16 protein-coding genes are annotated in these 19,589 nt (G+C 72.1%); 7 read left to right on the top strand and 9 right to left on the bottom strand.

What is annotated here, in order from left to right; translation table 11 throughout:
• The first annotated feature begins 55 nt into the window (after positions 1-55).
• Complete coding sequence (locus PJ985_RS06025; protein ID WP_271682486.1) at positions 56-1,177, top strand: ADP-ribosylglycohydrolase family protein; 1,122 nt, start codon at positions 56-58, stop codon at positions 1,175-1,177.
• A gap of 121 nt (positions 1,178-1,298) precedes the next feature.
• Here the strand turns inward: PJ985_RS06025 and PJ985_RS06020 are convergent, their stop codons facing one another.
• From PJ985_RS06020 to PJ985_RS06010, 3 genes are all read right to left on the bottom strand, one after another.
• Positions 1,299-1,508 carry a DUF397 domain-containing protein gene (locus PJ985_RS06020; protein WP_271682485.1) on the bottom strand — a complete coding sequence of 70 codons (210 nt, stop codon included), beginning with the start codon at positions 1,506-1,508 and terminating at the stop codon, positions 1,299-1,301.
• Positions 1,509-1,807: 299 nt separating this feature from the next.
• On the bottom strand, positions 1,808-2,674 hold the full coding sequence (locus PJ985_RS06015) for a helix-turn-helix domain-containing protein (protein ID WP_271682484.1): 867 nt from the start codon (positions 2,672-2,674) through the stop codon (positions 1,808-1,810).
• A 190-nt stretch (positions 2,675-2,864) separates the two neighbouring features.
• Complete coding sequence (locus PJ985_RS06010; protein ID WP_271682483.1) at positions 2,865-3,623, bottom strand: GOLPH3/VPS74 family protein; 759 nt, start codon at positions 3,621-3,623, stop codon at positions 2,865-2,867.
• Between the two features lie 663 nt (positions 3,624-4,286).
• On the opposite strand from PJ985_RS06010, the gene PJ985_RS06005 reads away from it, so the two are divergent.
• Complete coding sequence (locus PJ985_RS06005) at positions 4,287-6,206, top strand: D-alanyl-D-alanine carboxypeptidase (RefSeq protein ID WP_271682482.1); 1,920 nt, start codon at positions 4,287-4,289, stop codon at positions 6,204-6,206.
• Positions 6,207-6,419: 213 nt separating this feature from the next.
• Positions 6,420-6,599 carry a hypothetical protein gene (locus PJ985_RS06000; protein WP_271682481.1) on the top strand — a complete coding sequence of 60 codons (180 nt, stop codon included), beginning with the start codon at positions 6,420-6,422 and terminating at the stop codon, positions 6,597-6,599.
• 85 nt (positions 6,600-6,684) lie between these two features.
• Here PJ985_RS06000 and PJ985_RS05995 read toward each other — a convergent pair whose 3' ends face one another.
• The 5 genes from PJ985_RS05995 to PJ985_RS05975 form a co-directional block, all read right to left on the bottom strand.
• Positions 6,685-7,413 carry an HNH endonuclease family protein gene (locus PJ985_RS05995; protein WP_271682480.1) on the bottom strand — a complete coding sequence of 243 codons (729 nt, stop codon included), beginning with the start codon at positions 7,411-7,413 and terminating at the stop codon, positions 6,685-6,687.
• Between the two features lie 381 nt (positions 7,414-7,794).
• Positions 7,795-8,721, bottom strand: a complete 927-nt coding sequence (locus PJ985_RS05990; protein ID WP_271682479.1) for a YihY/virulence factor BrkB family protein — start codon at positions 8,719-8,721, stop codon at positions 7,795-7,797.
• Positions 8,722-9,030: 309 nt separating this feature from the next.
• On the bottom strand, positions 9,031-9,573 hold the full coding sequence (locus tag PJ985_RS05985; protein ID WP_271682543.1) for a type 1 glutamine amidotransferase domain-containing protein: 543 nt from the start codon (positions 9,571-9,573) through the stop codon (positions 9,031-9,033).
• Positions 9,574-9,789: 216 nt separating this feature from the next.
• The gene (locus PJ985_RS05980) at positions 9,790-10,194 is read right to left on the bottom strand and encodes a ChaB family protein (RefSeq protein WP_271682478.1); all 405 of its coding nucleotides are present in this window, start codon (positions 10,192-10,194) and stop codon (positions 9,790-9,792) included.
• Between the two features lie 398 nt (positions 10,195-10,592).
• Entirely contained in the window at positions 10,593-11,630 is a 1,038-nt protein-coding gene (locus PJ985_RS05975) for a sporulation protein (protein WP_271682477.1), read from the bottom strand.
• A gap of 276 nt (positions 11,631-11,906) precedes the next feature.
• On the opposite strand from PJ985_RS05975, the gene PJ985_RS05970 reads away from it, so the two are divergent.
• The 4 genes from PJ985_RS05970 to PJ985_RS05955 all read left to right on the top strand — a co-directional run bounded on the left by PJ985_RS05970 (position 11,907) and on the right by PJ985_RS05955 (position 14,955).
• Positions 11,907-12,206: a WXG100 family type VII secretion target gene (locus PJ985_RS05970; protein WP_271682476.1), complete on the top strand. Its 300-nt coding sequence runs from the start codon at positions 11,907-11,909 to the stop codon at positions 12,204-12,206.
• Between the two features lie 104 nt (positions 12,207-12,310).
• Positions 12,311-12,628: a hypothetical protein gene (locus PJ985_RS05965; RefSeq protein ID WP_271682475.1), complete on the top strand. Its 318-nt coding sequence runs from the start codon at positions 12,311-12,313 to the stop codon at positions 12,626-12,628.
• Positions 12,625-13,263 carry a hypothetical protein gene (locus PJ985_RS05960; protein ID WP_271682474.1) on the top strand — a complete coding sequence of 213 codons (639 nt, stop codon included), beginning with the start codon at positions 12,625-12,627 and terminating at the stop codon, positions 13,261-13,263. Before PJ985_RS05965 ends, PJ985_RS05960 begins: the two co-directional genes overlap by 4 nt.
• Before the next feature lie 18 nt (positions 13,264-13,281).
• Positions 13,282-14,955 (top strand): hypothetical protein, encoded by a 1,674-nt coding sequence (locus PJ985_RS05955; RefSeq protein ID WP_271682473.1) that lies wholly within the window; start codon positions 13,282-13,284, stop codon positions 14,953-14,955.
• A gap of 119 nt (positions 14,956-15,074) precedes the next feature.
• Here PJ985_RS05955 and PJ985_RS05950 read toward each other — a convergent pair whose 3' ends face one another.
• The gene (locus PJ985_RS05950) at positions 15,075-19,454 is read right to left on the bottom strand and encodes an FtsK/SpoIIIE domain-containing protein (protein ID WP_271682472.1); all 4,380 of its coding nucleotides are present in this window, start codon (positions 19,452-19,454) and stop codon (positions 15,075-15,077) included.
• Between the last annotated feature and the right edge of the window lie 135 nt (positions 19,455-19,589).

Genomic DNA, 19,589 nt, shown 5'->3' with positions numbered 1-19,589 from the left:
TGGGAGTGCGGGCCGTCCGGCACCCCGCCCCCGACTCGATGATCGGAGGGGTGCGGTGACCGCGCCGACCGGTTCCGGAGCCGTCTGGGGGCGGGTGGAGCAGCAGGATTTCCGCAGCCGGGTGCGCGGTTGCCTGCTCGGTGGGGCGATCGGGGACGCCCTCGGCGCGGGCATCGAGTTCGACTCGCTGGCCGCCATACGCGAGCGTCACGGCCCCAAGGGCGTAACGGACTACGTGCCGGCCTACGGGCGGCTGGGGGCGGTCACCGACGACACCCAGATGACCCTGTTCACCGTGGACGGGCTGATCCGGGCCCACGTCCGGCGGGACATCGGCGCCTGGCATCCACCGTCCGACGTGCACGCCGCCTACCGTCGTTGGTACCGCACACAGAAGGAGTGGGGGCCGGACGAGCGCCGCCCGGAGAACGGCTGGCTGGGGGCGCAGGAATGGCTGTACGCCCAGCGGGCTCCCGGCCGGGCCTGCCTCACCGGGCTCGCCGACGCGGTGCTGGGCACGGTGGAGAAGCCGAAGAATCCCGATTCCAAGGGCTGCGGCACGGTCATGCGGTCGGCGCCCTTCGGGCTGCTGGTCGGCTGGGACCCGCAGCTCGTGGTGCAGCTCAGTGTCGAATGCGCGGCACAGACGCACGGGCACCGCACCGGCCAGCTGGCCGCCGGCGCCTTCGCGGCGATCGTGCACGCGCTGGTCCGCGGGGACGGCCTGGACGCCGCGGTGCAGAAGGCCCTGGTGCAGATCGCGAACCTGCCCGGCCATGACGAGACCACCGAGGCGCTGCGGCGAGCGCTGGGCATGGTCCGGCAGGGCCTGCCGAGCGCGGAACTGGTGGAATCGCTCGGGGCCGGCTGGACGGCGGACGAGGCGCTGGCGATCGGCGTGTACTGCGCGCTGGTCGCCGAGGACATGCGGCACGGGCTGTTGCTGGCGGTGAACCACGGTGGCGACTCGGACTCCACCGGCTCCGTCTGCGGCAACCTGCTGGGCGCCCTGCACGGGGAGACCGCGCTTCCCCCGGACTGGCTGGCCGGCCTGGAGGGCCGGGCCACGATCCTGGAGCTGGCCGACGACTTCGCTCTGGAGATGACGCAGGGACCCACGCTGCACGCCCCCGGCAACGCCAGCGACATCTGGCTGGAACGCTACCCCCGGCATTGACAGATCCGCCGGCGGATCCGCGACGGGCAATCCCCTCGCCCTTCCCCGCGGCACCCCGGAGCGTCTCGTCGACCGTCCGGCGAGGGTGGCCGACCGCCCTGCGGGGTGCCGTCAGGAGCCCTCAGCCGCGGTCGAACGCGCCGTGGTGCACCGCGGTCACGAAGGCCGACCACGAGACGCCGGTGAAGCCCAGCCGGCTGCCGGCCCGGACCTTGGAGTCACGGACCGCGAGGGCGTCCGGCCCGGGCGACTTCACCTCCACGCAGGCCCCGTTCCCCGTGGAGTAGGAGGACTTGATCCAGGTGTGGGTCGTACCTTGCTGAATTGCCATGGCTGCTGCGGCTCTTTCCGGGTAGGTGAGGGAGCGCCGACGCTTGCGGCGCGTCGCAGCGACCGTACTAGCCTGGATCGGCACAAGAGGTGAGCTTCCACCCGAACGGATGACTTATCCGTTACTTGCCCATGCGCGCCGTGCAGCAGGTGTATGTTGCCCGGGCCGGGAATTCTGACCGGTCTGCGCCGCTCGGGGGCGGCCGGACACCTCGGCTTCGAGGCGCCCCTCCGGCGATCCGGAACGGGCGCCTCGCGACTCGCCGGCGCGGCACCCACCGCGGACTCGCCCGCGTCGTGCTAACCGCCCGAGTATCCGGCGGTGATGCCGTCGATGAACTCCCGCGTCTGCTCGGGGCTCAGGGCCTGGGCCCGCAGGTGCTCGTACATCACGCTGTAGTTCTGCACGTCGTGCGGCTTCTCCAGGTACAGATCACTGGTGACACCCTCCAGGTAGATCACCGAGGAATCGGTGGTCTCGGGGAACTCCAGGATCGCGTACTGCCCGTTCACCCCCGGATGCGCGCCCGAGGAGAAGGGCATCACCTGAAGGGTGACGTGCGGCAGCCGGGACACCTCCACGAGATGCTTCAACTGCTCCGCCATGGTGGCCGGAGCACCGACGGCACGCCGCAGCGCGGCCTCATCCACCACTGCCCACAGCCGCAGCGGACGGCGGGACTCCAGGATCCGCTGCTGCCGGCGCAGTCGCACCTGGACCCGCCGGTCGACATCCTCGACGGTCACCTCGGGCAGCGCGCCGCGGATGACCGCGGAGGCGTAGGCAGGCGTCTGCAGCAGCCCCGGCACCACCTGGGGCTCGTAGACCCGCAGCGAAGAGGCGTCCATCTCCAGGCCGATGTAGACGCTGTAGGTGGGGGACAGCTCGGCGAAGGCATGCCACCAGCCCTGCTGTCGGGACTCCCGGGCCATCTGCATCAGGGACTCGACGAGCTTCTTGTCGTCGACGTCGTAGACCTCGCACAGATCGCGTACATCGCGCGGGCTTATGCTCCGGCGCCCGTTCTCCAGCCTGCTGATCTTCGACTGGGACACCAGGAGACGGTCCGCCACCTCTTCGGCCGTCATGCCCCGGTCCTCACGGAGCCGGCGCAGCTCCTGACCGAGCCTGCGGCGCCGGACGGTGGGATTGACGTTGCCCGCCACGGACAGTGCACCTCCCTTGATCGGACTGACCAATATGACTACCGGTCAGCAGCCTGCCATCCCGCGCGGTCCCCGCGCTGGGAAATGACAACAGAGGGTGTCCGCACACATGCACGGGGTGTGGCCCTGCCGGGGGTCGGCAGGGCCACCGGCCCGCAGAGGGGACAGCGTGCCGGAACGTCCGGTGCGGCTAATGCGACATGGACGGCCGGGCGCCGGCGTGGACCACCTCCCTGTGCAGCCGCTGCTCGGGAACCTGCTGCGCCGTTCCGCCCGCCTGGGCCGCCTTGCGGCCCCGGGGGCTGGTGGCCGGGCGCCGCTGGGCACCCGCGCCGTTCTGCACGTCCAGCACAGCGTGCGCCACCAGGCCGCCCATCGGGTCGTGCCTGATCAGATCCCGGAGACGGGAGCGGGAGGACCGCCCCTCGTTCCCGGGATAGAGATGCTTTCCGAGACCGACCGCATGGGCCAGGGCAGCGAGCGCCGCGGTACGGGCGTCCGGCGGTGTGCCGGTGCGTATCGCGGTGTCGAGCCGGGCCTTGATCTGCCTGCTGACCGCGGTGTCCATTGCCTGATACCGGGTCGTGGGCAGCACCCCGCACATCTGGCTCTCCACGGCATGGACCATGCCGCAGCGTTCCAGATGCGAGAGATAGGTCTGGCGGAGCCCCAGCCGGGGTCCGCCGATCCAGTGCACGGCGCGCACCGGACTGCCGCGCCTTCGCAGCAGCTCCAGGGCGCAGTCCAGCGTTGGATCTCCGGTCGGCCGTGGCAGCACCACGGCGATGCGGTCCCCGTCAGGGGCTATCCGTCCTGCAAGAGCCAGCTCGACGAGCTGGGCCCCGGCCAGGCCGAGGTCGAGCGACTGCGGCTGTGCTGTGGTGCCCGTTGCCGGGTCCAAAGCGAGCAGCAGTAGCTCCTCCGGAATGGTTCTACGACTCCTGCTCATCCAGGCCTCCCCGCGTGGATGAAAGACAGGGTGACGCCTCTCACAATGTTCTGTCGAGGGTGCGTGGTGGATTTGTGATGCAACCCGTAGATATGTCGTTATCGTCCTCGTGAGTGGACGGTGCGTTTCCGCCACATTGGAGGTGCGGCGCCGCGGTGCACAGGACCAGGCAAACTGATAAGGCGGCGGTGAGCCGCTGGACAGTGGTTGAAGGAGGCAGGGGTGGCGGGCAAGTCCCCGGACATTTCGGAACGGGAACGGGTGCGGGAGGAGTCATCGGAAGGGACGCCGGGGGAGCCGGAAATGGTTCCTGAGGGTGTCGCGGTTCCCGGGGACGAGGCGGGCGGGAGTGCCGCCGGCGAGGGCTCTGACGACGACGCGGACGACGCGGACGGTGCCGGATCGGGGAGGGGGGAGGCGGAACCGCCGGAGGAGCCGGCGGTCCGCCCGGCCCCCGCGGCGGCGGCCGGGCGGGTCGATCAGCCGACCACGGCTCTCAGGCGCTCGGACCTCACGGAAGCCGCGGCGGCTTCCGGGGACCGTGCGACAGCCGTGCTGCGGCTGCCGGAGGGCTCTGAGGCCCCTGAGAGGGCCCGGGAAGGGCACGGTGAGGGGCCGGAGAGGGAAGAGCGGGAAGAGGCGGCAGGCGGAGCGCCTGCGAGGGTGAGGCCCGAGGCGGGCCCCACGGCCGGAACGTCCGGCCCCGACGAGGACGACCCCGGTCCCGGACCTGACGAGCCCGACGCCACGGCCGGCGAGCCCGGGGCGGAGCCCGGGCCCGAGTCCGGCGGGGCGGAGCCCGGGCCCGAGAACGAAGCAGGGCCGGAACCCGCTGCTGAGCCGGAGCCGGAGGGGAAGCCGGTATCGGCCACGGAGCCGGAGCCGGAGGGGAAGCCGGTATCGGCCATGGAGCCGGAGCCGGAGGGGCAGCGGGAGCCGAAGCCGGAATCCGGCCGGGAGGTCGCGCCGCAGGGGGACCGGAAGCCTGCCGCGGAGAAGAAGCCCGGAACCGACGGACGGACGTCCCGGCCGGACCCGCGGCAGGCCAGCACTTACGTGCCCCTGCGGTCCGCCGAGGAACCGGCGCTGCCCGCCCTGCCGTCGAAAGCCCCGTCCCCCCCGCCGAAGCCACCGAAGCCACCGAAGCCGCCGGTGTCACCGGCCCCCGCCCCGGAGCCGGCGGAGGGCCCGGCCTGTGAACCGGCCGGCGGAACGGCGCGTGCTGCGACCCTGGCACCCCCTGCTCCCGAGGGGCCGCCGCCCGTCCCGGACGCGGACCGGCCTCCGCTGGAGCTGCTCGCCGCCCTGACCAACCGGCCACCCCCACCGCCCACCCCACTGCGCAGCCTGCTGCGGCGGGTCAAGATCTGGTCGCCGCTCGTGGTGCTGTTCCTGATCATGGTGGTGGTGGCGCAGGCGCTGCGTCCCCTGCCGGCACCGGAACTCAGCATCACCACCGCGGAGACGTTCACCTTCGAGGGGGAGACTCCAGCCGCCCCGTGGCCCGCCACGGGGCAGGCGGCGCTGGACGTCGACGGCATCGGCACCTTCGGGACCTCGGGCGACGAGGTGCCCGTGCCGATCGCCAGCGTGGCCAAGACCATGACCGCCTACATCCTCCTGCGCGACCACCCGGTGGCGGCGGGGGAGGACGGTGCGGACATCACCGTCGACCAGCAGGCGCAGGACGACTTCAAGCTGAGCGAGACCCGGGGTGACTCCGTGGTGGACGTCCGGGCCGGGGACACCCTCACTCAGCGTGAGGCCCTCCAGGCGATCATGCTGGCCTCGGGCAACAACGTGGCCTGGCTGGTGGCCCGCTGGGACGCCGGGACGGTGGACGCCTTCGTCGACAAGATGAACGAGGCGGCCGAGGAGCTCGGCATGGAGAACACCACCTACACCGACCCCAGCGGGTTCGACGAGAGCACGGTGAGCACGGCGGTCGACCAGGTGAAGCTCGGCAGAGCGGCGATGGAGGACCCGCTGTTCCGGGAGGTGGTGCAGCTCTCCGGCTACACCGACCAGTACGGGAACGTCTACTCGAACCGTAATCACCTGGTGCCGGTGGGCGGGGTCGTCGGGATCAAGACCGGCAGCCGGGGCGTCGCGGGGGGCAACCTGTTGTTCGCGGCCCGGGGAGAGGCCGACGGCTCCGACCAGCTGATCATCGGTGCCGTGCTGAGCCAGCCGCCGCATCCCTCCGACAACTCCATCCTCACCGGAGCGCTCAAGGCGGGGGAAGCGCTGATCAACTTTGCTCAGGGGGAGCTCGAGGCCACGGCGGTGCTCAGCGCGGGCGAGGTGGTCGGCCATGTGGACGACGGTCTGGGCGGACGCACGGCGGTGGTGGTCGCGGAGGACGTGCACGCCGTCGGCTGGGCCGGCCTGGAGGTGCAGATCCGGTTGACCGAGGACGGCGAAGCGGTGCCGGGAACGGCCGAAGCGGGTTCCGTGGTGGGCAGCCTGACGGTCGGTGACGGAGGACGGGCCGACGGAGCTGCCGGGATCGAGGTCCCCGTCAAGCTGCGGGACGACCTGTCCGAGCCCGCCTTCACGGCCCGGCTGCTGCGGGTCGGCTGAGGACGGCTGCCGGGGAGCGTGCGGCGGGTGCGGCGGGGCTCCGTCGCACTCCGCCCACCCGGTGCCGAGGTCTGCCGTGGTGGCTCCCCGCGCGCTACAGTTCACACTCTCGGCAGCCGGAACGGCATGAGGGGACGGCACCTGTGGAGTGTCCTGCCTGCGGTTCGGGCGTGGGGCGAAGGCTGAACAACGGCAACTGGGTGTGCAACGACTGTGGCGCGGTCACCGCAGGATGAAGCGGCGTGGCGGGATCTCGACCCGGCCACGCGGGAACGGCTGGACTTCCTCGACCCCGAGGACTTCACGGTGGGTCCGACCGCGGAGGCGGCGGAACAGTGGAAACGCTTCACGGCGATCCTCGACAAGGCGGAGAACTACCGCCCCCGGCAGTAGCAGCAGGCAAGTGAGCCCCGGCGGCCGGAGGTGCCGCAGGACGGCCGTTCTCCGGCGCCGGGGATCTCCCGGCAGCATGCGGCCGTCACGGTGCCGGGCAGGTGTCCAGCATCTCGACCAGCTGCTCGTGCTCGTCCTCGGTGACCGTCAGGTCGTAGGCATGCTTGGTGCCGGTCCAGGCCAGGCCGTACTCGCACCAGTAGGCCTCGATGGGCTGCCAGTCCCCGGGGTGCTGGTCACCCTTGGACCGGTTGGAACTCGCGCTGACGGCGATGAGCTGGGGGTTGGTCAGGTCATTGGCGAACTCCTTGCGCCGCTCGTCGTCCCAGGCGTCCGCCCCGGAGCGCCAGGCCTCGGCGAGCGGAACGATGTGGTCGATGTCCACATCCGAGGCATCGGTCAGAGTGACGTCGTCGAACGGGCTGTACCACTCGCCGGACTCCGGCTGGCAGCTGTCGTCGACGACCACGTTCGTGCCGTCCCGTTGCAGAACGATCTGGCGGGCCGAGCAGCCGTCCACGGTGCTCCAGTGCGAGAACCGCTCCCGTCCGTACCCGGCCATCGAGCCCGGCTCGGCAACCGTGAGCGAGGCCAGTTGGGTACGGGCCTCCTCCGGCGACGGCAGCCCCGGCAGGACGCTGTCCGATATGGATCCCTGCTCAGCGCCCTGGCTGCTGTCCGTTCCGCCCGGCTGCTCCTGCGTCGCGGCGTCGTCCACCGAGTCGAGAAGATCGTCGATCTCGTCCGTGCAACCGACGAGTGTGCCGCCGATGACCACGGCCAGTACCGCACCGCACAACTGCTGACGCCTCATGGCCCGCCCCTCATTCCCGCTCTGACCTGCCGTGACCTGCCCGGCCCGTCCTGATCGACATGCTGTCCCGACGTGATGGTACGGGTGCCGCCCGGTGCCGGACCGGCCGGATGGCGGAACGAATCGGAGCACACGAGGGCGCAGAGGCGCAGAGGGCGCAGAGGGCGGAGGGGAAGCAGAAGGCGCGGCCGGGGTGCGGGCGCCGACCTTGACGGGGTACGGCCACTTCTCCACCATGCGGGTCACGACGGTCAGGTGCCCGGACTGCCGCCGCACCTGGAACGGCTGGTTCGCGGCTGCCGCACCACCGCCCCGTTCCCCGCCGGGGACGGACACCTGTCCGGTTCACTGCCGCGAACACCCGGTTGAGGCGAGCGGCCGTCAGACCTCCTCCGGCCCGGGAGCCGGCCTGTCCTTCTCCGGTTCCTCCGGTTCCTCCGGTGCCTCTCCGCGCTGCCGGTCCGCGGCGCTCCGGGTCAGCTCCGCGTTGAACTGGGCCCCGGTGAGCAGCGCGAGGTTGGTGACCCAGATCCAGACCAGGAAGACGATGAACCCTGCCAGCGGCCCGTACAGCCGGTTGTACGTGCCCACCTGCGTGGCGTAGAAGGCGAAGCCGGCCGACGCGACCAGCCACAGCCCCACCGCGAGCACTCCGCCCAGCAGCCCGTGCCGTACCGCACGCGCTTCAGCGGGCCCGGTGCGGAACAGGATGAGGACCAGTACCGCGGCCAGGCAGAGCAGCAGCGGCCACTTCGCGGCGTCCCACAGCGCGACGGCCATTCCGTCGGTGCCCAGGGCCCGGCCGAGCGTGCGCATCACGTCCCCGGTCAGTATCACCACGAGCGCACTGGACAGCAGCAGCGACAGCAGCAGCAGGGCCGACAGGATCGTCCTGGGAAGCTTGCGCATCAGCGAGTGCCGGTCCTCCACGCCGTGCATGGCGTGCTGCACGCGCCGGAAGATGCTCAGGTAGCTCACCGAGGACACCAGGGAACCCAGGGTGCCGAGCACGATGAGCAGCCAGGCGGCGGCCGGCCGGCTCGCCATGTCCTCCAGCGCCGACCGCAGCACGGCCCGGGAATCGGCCGGCGCCATGGCTGTGACGTGGTAAATGAACTCCTGGGCGCCGCCGGGGTAGGTCAGACCGGTCACGGACACGGCGACGAGCAGCGCGGGGAAGAGCGCGAGCACCGTGTAGTAGGTGAGGGCGGCGGCCCAGTCGCTGACATCGTCGTTCCACACCGCGACCGGCGTCCGCCGCAGCGCCGCGCGCCAGTCCGCCCCGCGCCGTCCGGCGGTTTCGCTCACCCTGTTTCACCGTGTTCTCGTTCGAAACGCCCGTGCGTGGCACGCGCCGGCCCGGCACCGCTTTCGGTACCGGTCTGCGCGCGGAGCCGGCCCCGGGGTGGAAGTCTCCGGAAGCCGTGAACAGCCGGGGGCTGGGGTGGCGGCACTCGGGCCGCCGACCGTCCGCCCCGGGGCCGTGCGGCCATTGTCCCGCATCCGGCGGGCTCCCGGGACCCTGAGGGGAACGGGTCCGGGGCAGGCCCCGGACCCGCTCCCCAGAAACGGCGAGTCTTCGCACCCGCAATCGCTACGGGAGCGGTCTTACCGGCGTCAGACGCTGACCCGCGCGAACGCCTCGAGGAGTGCTTCGTCGAAGGCGTCGAGGTCGTCCGGCTTACGGCTGGTGACCAGGGTGTTCGAGCCTGCTTCGCACACGTGCACCTGCTCGTCCACCCAGGTGCCGCCCGCGTTCCGGATGTCGGTCCGCAGACTGGGGAACGAGGTGAGAGTACGGCCCCGGACCACGTCCGCCTCCACGAGCAGCCACGGTGCGTGGCAGATCGCCGCGACCGGCTTCCCTGCTTCGAAGAAGCCCCTGGCGAAGGCGACCGCCCGGGCGTTCATCCGCAGGAAGTCCGGGTTGGCCACTCCGCCGGGCAGTACCAGGGCGTCGTAGTCACCGGGCGACACGTCCTGGAGGGTGTCGTCGACCGGGAAGGTGTCGGCCTTGTCGAGGTGATGGAAGCCCTGGATCTCCCCGCTCTCGGTGGAGACCAGCCGGGCACTCCAGCCCTTGCCCGTCACCGCCTGCCAAGGGCTGGTCAGCTCGACCTGCTCCACACCTTCCGGGGCTGCGAGAAAGGCGACCTTCACTGCGCTCACGTCCTTCCGACGGCGGTATTCGTGCTGCTTCCTGTTGCGGGTCTCCCGCTCGCGTGCCGTTATTCACCCTCACCGCTCCCGCCGCCGGTACGGAATACTCCCGTGCCGCGCTCACCCCGTTCCCCACTCCCGGTACCGCATCGGCGTCCAAGCTGACCTCGCCCGTTGCTCCGGTGGGCGCGGCCCGCCGGAGCAGCCTGCCGTGCCTCAGGACTCTCTGGCTTCGCGGGTGGCGCGCGCGTTCTCCTTGCGGACGGCGTCCAGCAGCTCTGTCTTCGTCATCCTGGACCGTCCCTCGACGCCCAGCCGCTTCGCCAGGTCGTAGAGGTGCTGTTTGGTCGCCTGCTCGTCGACCCCCTCGCCGCTGCGTCCGCCCCGGCCCCGAGGACTCTCCGAGCGGGAGTCCGAGGGGCCTCTGCGCCCGCCCTCCTTGCGCTCCCAGTGATCGCCGACCTTCTCGTACGAGTGCTTGAGCGCTCCGTAGGCCACCCGGTGCGAGCGCTCACCCTCCCCGTACTGCTCGACGGCGGAGTCGTGCGCCTTGATCCAGGTGCGCTGTGCGTCCTCGGACGAGCGCTCCAGGGTGGACGGAAGTTCCTCGCGTGCGGGCATGACACCTACCTTCCTGGCGGGTCGGGGAGCGGTTCGGGACCGGGGGTGGGCGGGATCGGCGGGGGCTTCGGGGTCGGGGGGATGGGGCTGGGCTCCGGGTTCGGCGGGTCCTCCGGGCCCGGAGGACGGGTCGCGGAGGAGCAGACCGGGCCGGGACGGGGCCGGGCTGACGTGCTCATCGGACCTCCTGCCTGTGCTGATCGGCTCGCGCGGCTCCGCTCACGGACCTCCCTTGCGGACACGGCAGTGGCCGGGAGCCCGGACGGCGCCTCTCACCGTCCGCGTTCCCCCGGCCCGCACCCCAAAACCGGTGTGCCGCCGCACGGCAGGAGCCCTCCCCGGACCTCCGGGAAGGGCTCCTCGGCCGGCCGCTGCCGCTTGCCCCGGCCGCGCGGCGGTTACTCGAAGTCGAAGTCCCCGCCGCCGTCGTCGGCGCCGTCGTCCCCGCCGTCCTCGTCGTCGTCCCCGAAGCCGCCCATGGCCTGGTTGAGCAGCATGCCGCCGACCAGACCGCCGGCGACTCCCGCGGCGCCGGCGGCGACCGCGCCGCCCATGCCGCCGCCACGGCTCTGCTGACCCTGCTGCATCATGCCGGGCTGCATGCCGGGCTGCATGCCGGGCTGCATGCCCTGCATCGCCTGGGCGGCCTGGAATGCCTGCTGGCGGCCCTCAGCGAGCTGAGCCACCCAGGACTCGACCTCGGCCTGCCAGTCCCGCTCCCCGGCGTCGAGGTCCTCCTGGGTGATCGTCTCGCGCACCTCCAGCCCCGGCACCGCCATCCCGGTGTGCTTGTCGCTCTCCAGCAGGATGTGCAGGCCGTCCGGCGCCGGGGCGAAGGACACCTCGAGTACGCCCATCACCTGTGCGTACTGCGGTGAGGGGGCGAACAGGAACTCCTGGTGGAAGGGCAGCTGCTGGGCGGTGCCGGGCACCGGACCGGGAACGAGGACGGTGGGCTGAAAACCGAAGCCCAGCTGTCCCAGCGCCTGGAGGACGACGTCCTGGGCCGGCAGCGGCGCCACCGCGAGCGGGTCCATGTCCCCGCTGTCCTTCGCCGAGGCGATCACCAGCGCGGTGCGGACCCCGACGCTGATGCCCAGCGGGTGCCCGTTGGCCTCGGTGACCGGGGCTTCCCAGGGCAGCGGGAAGGCGAACGGCAGAGCCCGCTTCTCGCCCTCGCCGAGCGGGAAGCCGCCGCCGACCATGTGCTGGGCGAACGGCACCACGTCCTTCTCACTGCCGCCGCCCCCGGGCTGCGACCCGGGCTGTGCCACCAGCTCCAGCACGATGTGCTCGATATCGAAAGCGGCTTTCCCGCCCTGCAGATGGACCTGCCCGCGCACCATCCCGCCCGGATGCACGGCGCCACTCTCCAGGATCGTGTCCACCGTGGGACCGCCCACTCCGAGAGAACCGAGCAGCTTCTTGAACACCATGCCGGCGTTCACTCCTTCGCACTGTGTCTGGGGGTGCCCCCCGCCCGTGGTACCACCCCGGGCCGGGAACGGCCCGTCCGGCAGGTTCCGGGCGGGCTGGGGTGACAACTACTCACCCAGCACTATCAGTTCCCGGAGAGTGAGCGCGCCACGCGGTGAGGTTTCGGCCAGCCGGGGCGGACTGCTCCGGCGCGGTTGAACCGTCCGCGGCCTTCGCCCGTAGATCCGGTCGCGGCGGGCCGACAGTTCGCCGGAGGACAACCGGAAGGACACGAAATGGCTGCTGGCCAGATCAATATCGACCCCGCGGCGATGGAAGAGGCCGCCACCTGGCTGCGGAACCAGAAGGAAATGATGCAACAGAGCCTGCTGGAGGCCGACCAGAAGATGAGCGATGTGGTCGCTGCCGCCTACAGCACTCCGGGCTCCGAGACCAAGTTCCGGCCCTTCTGGGAGGAGTACCACACCAGCACCCGGTCGGCGATCGAGGGCCTGGAAGGCGTCAGTGAGTTCCTGCGGCAGGTCTCCGAGGCCTTCGTCAGCACCGACGACCAGACTTCCGGCGCCATCGGCTGAGACCGCCCGGTCAACGGACGGGGGCCGGGGGGCCGGTGCCGCCCCGGGCCCCCGTCCGGACACCTGGCAGCTGCGGGCAGAACGGATCGGGAAAGGGTGTGCCGATGACACGTATCCGCATTCCGGGAGAGGAACTCGCGGATGTGCTGGTGAGACTCCAGCAGATACGGGACCGGATCGAGAAGACCGCGAGCCTGTCGTCCGCAGGGTCCGACGAGGACGTGGGGGACCGCCGGCTCCTCGACGCGGTGCACGGATTCGACGGGGCCTGGGGAAAAGGCCACAAACGAGTGCAGGAGAACGTGGACACCTTCCACGAAGCCGTGCAGGGAATTCTCGACGCGTTCGAGGAAACGGACATCGCGACGAGCCAGGCACTCGAGGAGAGTTCCTCCGGCGGAAAGGAGGACTCCGCGTCATGACCAGCCGAACGGAGCACGCCGAACCGGGTGCCGCCCCGACCCGCTACGGTCTGCGGTTCCCGGACACCTGGTGGCACCTCGACCTCGACCCGAACACCAGGGACGCCTCGATCCGCCGCAGGCTCGAGGAGGGCCTCGCCGGGCCGGACACGGACCCGGAGCGGCTGGACACCCTCATCCGGATGGCCCGCCGGTCCGCCCGGGAGGCGCATGACCGCGGGGCCCTCCAGCTCGCGGGCGTGTTCGAGGTGCTGGACAACGACTCGACCCTGACCGCCACCACCATGGTCCTCCGGGTGCCTCTGCCGGAAGGGGAGAGCTCCGACCTGGCGAGTCTGCTGCTGCCCGTCGCCATGCGGAACAGCCGGAACCCGCTGCTGCGCGACATGCCCGGCAGCCGGGCGGAGATCGTCGAACATCCGCAGGTGGGCGCGGTCGGACGGGTCACCTCGCTCGAGGACGTCGACTACTACGGGCAGGCGACGATCCGGACGGCTCTCCTGCAGACCCTCATTCCGGTCCCGGACAGCGACACCGTGCTGGTCATCGCCAGCCAGACCCCCAACGTCGGCCTCATGGAGCCCTTCTTCGAGGTGTTCGACGCCATCGCCCGCACCTTCCGGTTCGCGGCATGAGAAAGCGAGGTTCTTCCCATGGTGCGGCCCGCAGGTGACGAATGGGCGGTTCTGGACCTCTCCGAGGACCCGGCTCCGGGGGAGCCCGAGGTGCTGCGCACGCTCGCCGCCGAATACCGGAGCATCGCGGACGACGCCGAATCCACCTCCTCGGTCATCTCCAGAATCCAGTCGGAGGACCTGGGTGAAGGCAGGACGATGGACAAGCTCCGGGAAATCCTGGACGAGCTGCCGAAACAGATAGGACAGTTGCGCGATTCCTACAGCAGGGCGGCAGAGGCGCTCGAAAGGTACGTTCCGCTGCTGGAGAACCACCAGGACCAGGCGGACCGGGCCCTGGCGCTCGGCCGGGAGGCCCGGGGGCAACTGAACCCGGGGCTGGCGGCGCTGGTGCACGCCGAAGCGGAGGTGGCGGCCCTGGGCAACGCCGATCCGCCGCCACCCGGCGACGAGGACGCACGGGCCGCCGCACGCGCGGCGGTAGCCCGTGCCGACATGCGGCTCAGCACCGTGCAGAGCCAGGTGGACGCCGCCCAGAACGACCTCAGCGTGGCGCAGCGACTGGCCGCCGACGCTGAGCAGTTGCGGAGGACCGACGCGGGCAGCACGGCCCACGAGATCGACACCGCGGCGGGTGAGGCGGTGAAGGAGAAAAGCTTCTGGGAGAAGCTGGGGGCCACCATCCTCGGCTTCGTCATGGGTCTGGCCAGCGCCCTCGCGGGCATCGCGGCCTTCGTCGTCATGTTCATCCCCGGCCTGCAGTTCCTGGCCGTCCCGCTGGCCATCGCCAGTTTCGCGCTGGGGGCGGTGGCCCTGGGCATCACGATCAAACAGGGACTTGTCTCCGGGGACATGGACATCGTCGGTGTGGTGCTGGGCGCTGTCGGCCTGGCACTCGGCGGTTTCGGCCTCATCCACGGGATCAGCGGATTCGCCAAGCTGGGAGCGCTCGCAGGCAAGCTCAGCAAGGCCGGAAAGCTTTCCAAGGTGCCGCCGGCGAAGCCGGGCACGCCCCCGCCGGGGAGCCCCACGCCGGTGTCGCGTCCGCCCAGCCCTGCCCCGCAGCCGTCCACCCCGCAGCCGTCCACCCCGCCGGCGACGCCGGTGCCGGGGAGTTCGGGCCCGCCGAGTCCCGCGCCGTCGAGTCCGCGTCCGTCGGTGTACGAGACCCCGCCGTCGAGCCCGCGTCCGTCGAGCCCGACGCCGTCGGGCCGTCCGCCGGGTTCGCTTCCTGAGCCGCCGGGGCCGGTGACGTCGCGTCCGGTGACGCCGGAGCCGGGGCCGGTGAGTCCCGCGCCGTCGAGTCCGCGTCCGTCGGTGTACGAGACCCCGCCGTCGAGTCCCCGTCCGTCGGTGTACGAGACCGCGCCGTCGAGTCCTGCGCCGTCGGGTTCGGTGCCGTCGAGTCGTCCGCCGAGTCCGGTTTCGGATCCGCCGGGGCCGGTGACGTCGCGTCCGGTGACGCCGGAGCCGGCGCCGTCGAGCCCGGCGCCGTCGAGCCCCGCGCCGTCGAGCCCCGCGCCCCCGAGCCCGGCGCCGGGACCCGGACCGGGCAGCCTGCTGACTCATTTCCGGGCCGACCGGCTCGGTACGGTGAACGACTTCCTGGCCATCGGTGTCGGTGTCTCGGCCGTCGGCGTGGGCGCGCCCGGTCTGGACGCGGCCATCAAGGCGGACAAGACCGGCAACTGACACACCCTGCGGCAGCCGCACCGAAGACCGGGCCGTCGCACCCCACCAGTGGGGCGCCACGGCCCGGCCTCCGCCCCGTCGCACCTCCACGCACAACGGCGCGCCGGGCTCCGCGGGTGTCAGGCCAGCACGGTCTCCGGTACCTGGACCATGCGCAGCGGGCCGTCACCCGCGTGGAAGAACGCCCGGCCCGGGCGCCCGGCACCCAGCCGGCTCCGGGGGATCTTCCCGCCGATGAGCTCACCGTCCCCGACCGCCTGCGGGCTGAGCAGTGCTCCCTGGCGGTTGCGCCGCATCTCCGCGAACCAGCCGGAGAATCCGGCGGACAGCCGTTCGGTCTGACCGGCCAGCAGCAGCCCGCGGCCGTGCTCCGCACCCGTGCGGATGATGCCGCTGAGCACCGGCTCCGCCTTGGTCTGCTGCAGCATGTCCGCGTCGTCAACCACGACCACCACCGGACCCGCCTCTTCCTGGAGCACCTCCTCCAGCTCCTCCCGGGGGATGTCGGCTTCCCCGAAGAGCGCCAGAACACCGGGCCGTCCCGCCAGGCCGCGCAGCGGCGAACGGCGCGGGGCCGCGACCACCAGTGGGGTGCCGGCACCGAGCAGCGACAGAGCCATGGTGAGCAGCACCGTGCTGCGCCCCGACCGGGGCGGGCCGCCGACAACGAACGAAGGCGTCATCGCCAGGTCGACGCCCACCGCGGCGAGTTCGTCACCTCCGACGCCCACCATGGCCCACAGCGGTCCGGGGCGGGTCAGCGGCAGGTGGGCCGCGGCCTCCTCCGGGCTGAGCCGGTCGGGAAGAAGATCCACCCGGAACGGTCGCGCCGACGGCGGAATCCCGGCGTCCTGCTCCGTCCGGCGGGAGGCGATGGACTGCAGCGCCGCCGCCTGTGCCTGTCCGGTGGCGTCCCGGGCCAGCAGGGCGATCTGCACCTCGGCCTTGTCGACGGCCCGCAGCGCCCGCCCGGAAGGGATGTTGTCGGGCACGGAGCGTTGGGGCACACCGATCATGGAGTACTCGGACTTCTCGTTCATCCGCAGCACGAGCTTGTTCTCCGTGGTGGAGCTGATCCGGGTGGAGAACACCGAGCGGTCGCCGGCCAGCACGACGTGAATGCCGACGCTCGCCCCTTCGCGGAGCAGCGTCAGCAGACCGGTGAGCAGCGCACCGCCGTCGTAGTCGGACAGGGTCTTCTCGAAGGTCTCCCAGCGGTCGAGGAGGACCATCAGGTGGGCCGGCCGTTCCTGCGGCGGCAGGGCGGAGCGCAGCTCCGGCAGGTCCGCGTACCCGCGGGCGGCCAGCAGCTCCTGCCGTCGGCTCAGCTCCGCGGTGAGCCGGGAGAGCAGCCGGGCCAGCCGGTCGGGCTGGGTGCGCTGGACCACCGCGCCGCAGTGCGGCAGGGCGGTGAGCGCCAGCAGGGCGCCGTTGCCGCAGTCGATGCCGTACAGGTGCAGATCGGCGCTGGAGTGGGCCCGGGCCAGCGCGCCGGCGATGGTGCGCAGGGTCTGGGACCGCCCGGCCCTGGGGGAGCCCGCGATGTGCAGGTGGCCGAGGGTGGCCAGGTCCAGGGTGAGCGGGTGCTGGGCCTGCTCGGCGGGAAGGTCTGCCAGCCCGATGGGGACGGGCGGCAGATCGTAGCCGTCGCCGGCCGGTCCGGCGGGCACGGAGTCCAGGGCCAGGGCGGTGGGCAGGGCGGGGAGCCAGGGGCTGTGCTGGGGGGCGATGGCCAGCCGCTGTTCGGCCCCGCGGACCGCCTGCACGAGGTCGGCGAGGTCGGTGACGGTGTCCTCGGGCTCGCGGGACACCGAGCGGGGAGGCTGCGGCAGTGGGCGGCCGAGCTGCTGCCAGTTGAGCGGGAGGATCCGCGGGGCCGGGGCGCCGGAGGCGGTGGCCCCAGGCCGGCGTCCTCCTACCCGTCCGGCCTGGAACGGGATCAGGGAGGTCTGGCCCAGCCGCACGTAGGCGCGCCCCGGGGTGTTCTTGGAGATCGCCGCCGCCTCGGGCGAGGTCAGTACGTCCTGGCTCTCGGTCCGGTCGGTCACCCGCAGGGCGATCCGCAGGTTGGTGTTGGCGCGGATCTCGGGCGAGACGACGCCTCCGGGGCGCTGGGTGGCCAGGATCAGGTGGATGCCGAGGGAGCGCCCGCGCTGGGCGATGTTGACGAGGCCTTTGACGAAGTCCGGCAGGTCGCGGACCATCGAGGCGAACTCGTCGATCACGATGAGCAGGCGGGGCATCGGGGTGCGGTGCGGCTCGCGGTGGAGAAGGTCGACGTAGTCCTCGATGTCCTTGGCCCCGGCCCCGGCGAGGATGTGTTCGCGTCGCTTGAGCTCCGCGGTCAGCGAGGTGAGGGCCCGTTCGACGAGGTGGGCGTCGAGGTCGGTGACCATGCCGACGGTGTGCGGCAGTTGCACGCAGTCCTTGAAGGCCGAGCCGCCCTTGTAGTCCACCAGGACGAAGGTCATGGCGTCCGGCCGGTTGCCCACCGCCAGTGCGGCCACCAGCGTCTGGAGCAGCTCGGACTTGCCCGAGCCGGTGGTGCCGGCGACCAGGCCGTGCGGGCCGTCGCGGGTCAGGTCGACGGCGAACGGGCCGTCCAGCGAGACGCCGAGGACCGCGGAGGTGGTGCGACCGCCGGCCTGCCAGCGGGCGGCCACGGCCTCCGCGGTCGGCGGATCGAGAGCGAGCACGTCGAGCAGCCGGGCGGCGGGCGGGAGCACCGATGCCTCTTCCTCGGCGCCGCCGGTGTCCCGCAGGGGCCCGAGGGCCCGGGCCACGGAGCGGCACCAGCCGGTGGACACGGCATCGGGGCGCACTCCGCTGAGCGTCGCCGAGCGGGACCGGGCGACCCGCAGGACGCCGCCCGGTTCCTCGGCGACGACGGCCAGGCACTCCTCGGGCAGCAGCCGTTCCTCGGCGTCCAGGCACACGGCGTGCACGCCCACCGCGGGCCCGTCCCTGAGGATCTGCACCACGCCGGGCAGTGAACGCAGCCGCCGGGCACCGTCCAGCACGACCAGCACGTCGGGCTCCTGGCCGGCCTGCCGGGTGCGGGCGGCGGGGTCGCGTGCGGCGATGAGGGCTGTGAGCTCGGCCACCCGGCGGGCCGCGGTTTCCGCGTCGGTGCCCACCGACAGCACCGTGTCCTGTCCGGCCCGGGGCCGGAGGTGCGGGAGCCAGCGGACCCAGGCCCACTCCTTCTCCTCGCCGGGGCCGGTCAGGACGTGGATGCTCAGGTCCTTCGGGCTGTGCAGCACGGCGGCCTGGGCGACGGTCCAGCGGGCCACGGACCGGGCGGCCGGCCCGCGGCCTGCGATGCCCAGCACCTTGTGCGTGCGCAGGTTGACGGTGACCGGGACGTCGTAGGCGTCCCGGGGGATCTGGCGCTTGTGCTCGTCCTCGGTGGGGTCGATGAGCACCACGTCGGACGGCTGGTCCGCGCTTCCCACCCGCAGTTCGAGGAAGTCGGCGTCGGAGGTGCGGCGTTCCCAGAGCCTGCGGCGCGGCCCGACAGCCGTCAGCAGAACGGTCGCCGGGTCGGGGAAACCGGCCCGGCGGGCAGTGCGTTCCGCGACCAGCGCCTGCTCCGCGTCCGCCTCGATGCGTTCCTTCTTCTCCTTGTGCTTGGCGAGCTTCGTGGCGTAGGAGACCCGGCCGAATTTGCGGTTCATCACATAGTTGCCGATCACGGCCACCGGGGAGAGCAGCCCGAACAGCAGGAAGGTGAGCCGGCCGAAGATCAGGACGCCGGCGGCGGCCATCACCAGCGGCAGGATGGCGGCGATGTACGGCAGTGGCCTCTTCTCCGGTTCCTGGGGCGGGGCCGGCAGGGAGAACCGGGTCTCCGGCTTGGGCGGGAGCAGCCGCGGTGGACGGTTGTAGTCCAGGCCGTTGCCGTCCTCCGAGGGCTGCACGGCAGCGTCCGGCTGCTCCGGGCGGACCAGTTCGAACAGGGAGCCGCCGACGGACAGCTGGGCGGAAAGGGGCCACGGCTGCTCGTCGGTGATCTCCTCGCGGTCCAGGTGCAGGGGGGACCCGATGCCCTGGGGGCGGACGGTGCAGCGGCCTCCGGGGAGGATGCGGAGAGCGGCCCCGGGGCCGTCGGGCGAGCCACGGCCGATTCGGGCGGTACCGTCGGGGCCCAGGGCGATGTGGTGGTCCCCGAGGTCCAGCCGGTGCACCGCGCCGGCTCCTGGCCCGCCGACCACCCGGACCTCGATGAGACCGCCGGGCTCGACCGCCGGCCGGTCCACGGGACGGCCGAGACCGACCAGGGCGGCCTCCCGCAGCGGGGACTCCCGCAGGGTCAGGGCGGGGTCCACAGGGCTGCCGTGCACGTGGAGGGTGTCGTCGGCGCGGGTCTCCGGGGCGCCGCTGCCCCCCAGCTCTGCGAGAGCCCGGCCGATGGTGCCGACCGGGGTGTCCGGTTCGGCTTCCATGTGCACGTCGAGCGCGTCTCCGACGCGGTCGACCACGGTGAATATCAGTCGCACGAGGGTTCTCCCGGTGGCGGATCTGGGCGGGCGGACTGCCGGACACCGCCCGGGTGGTGGACACCCGGGGTACGTACCGGGGTGCGTTCCGGTTCACTGCCGCGGCGAATGGGTGAACCGTCCAGCCCTGGCTTC

Source organism: Streptomyces sp. ACA25 (genome assembly GCF_028200735.1).
Taxonomy (GTDB): Bacteria; Actinomycetota; Actinomycetes; order Streptomycetales; family Streptomycetaceae; genus Streptomyces.
The sequence above is the reverse complement of the archived record's forward strand: the minus strand, read 5'-3'. Positions and strand labels throughout refer to the sequence as shown.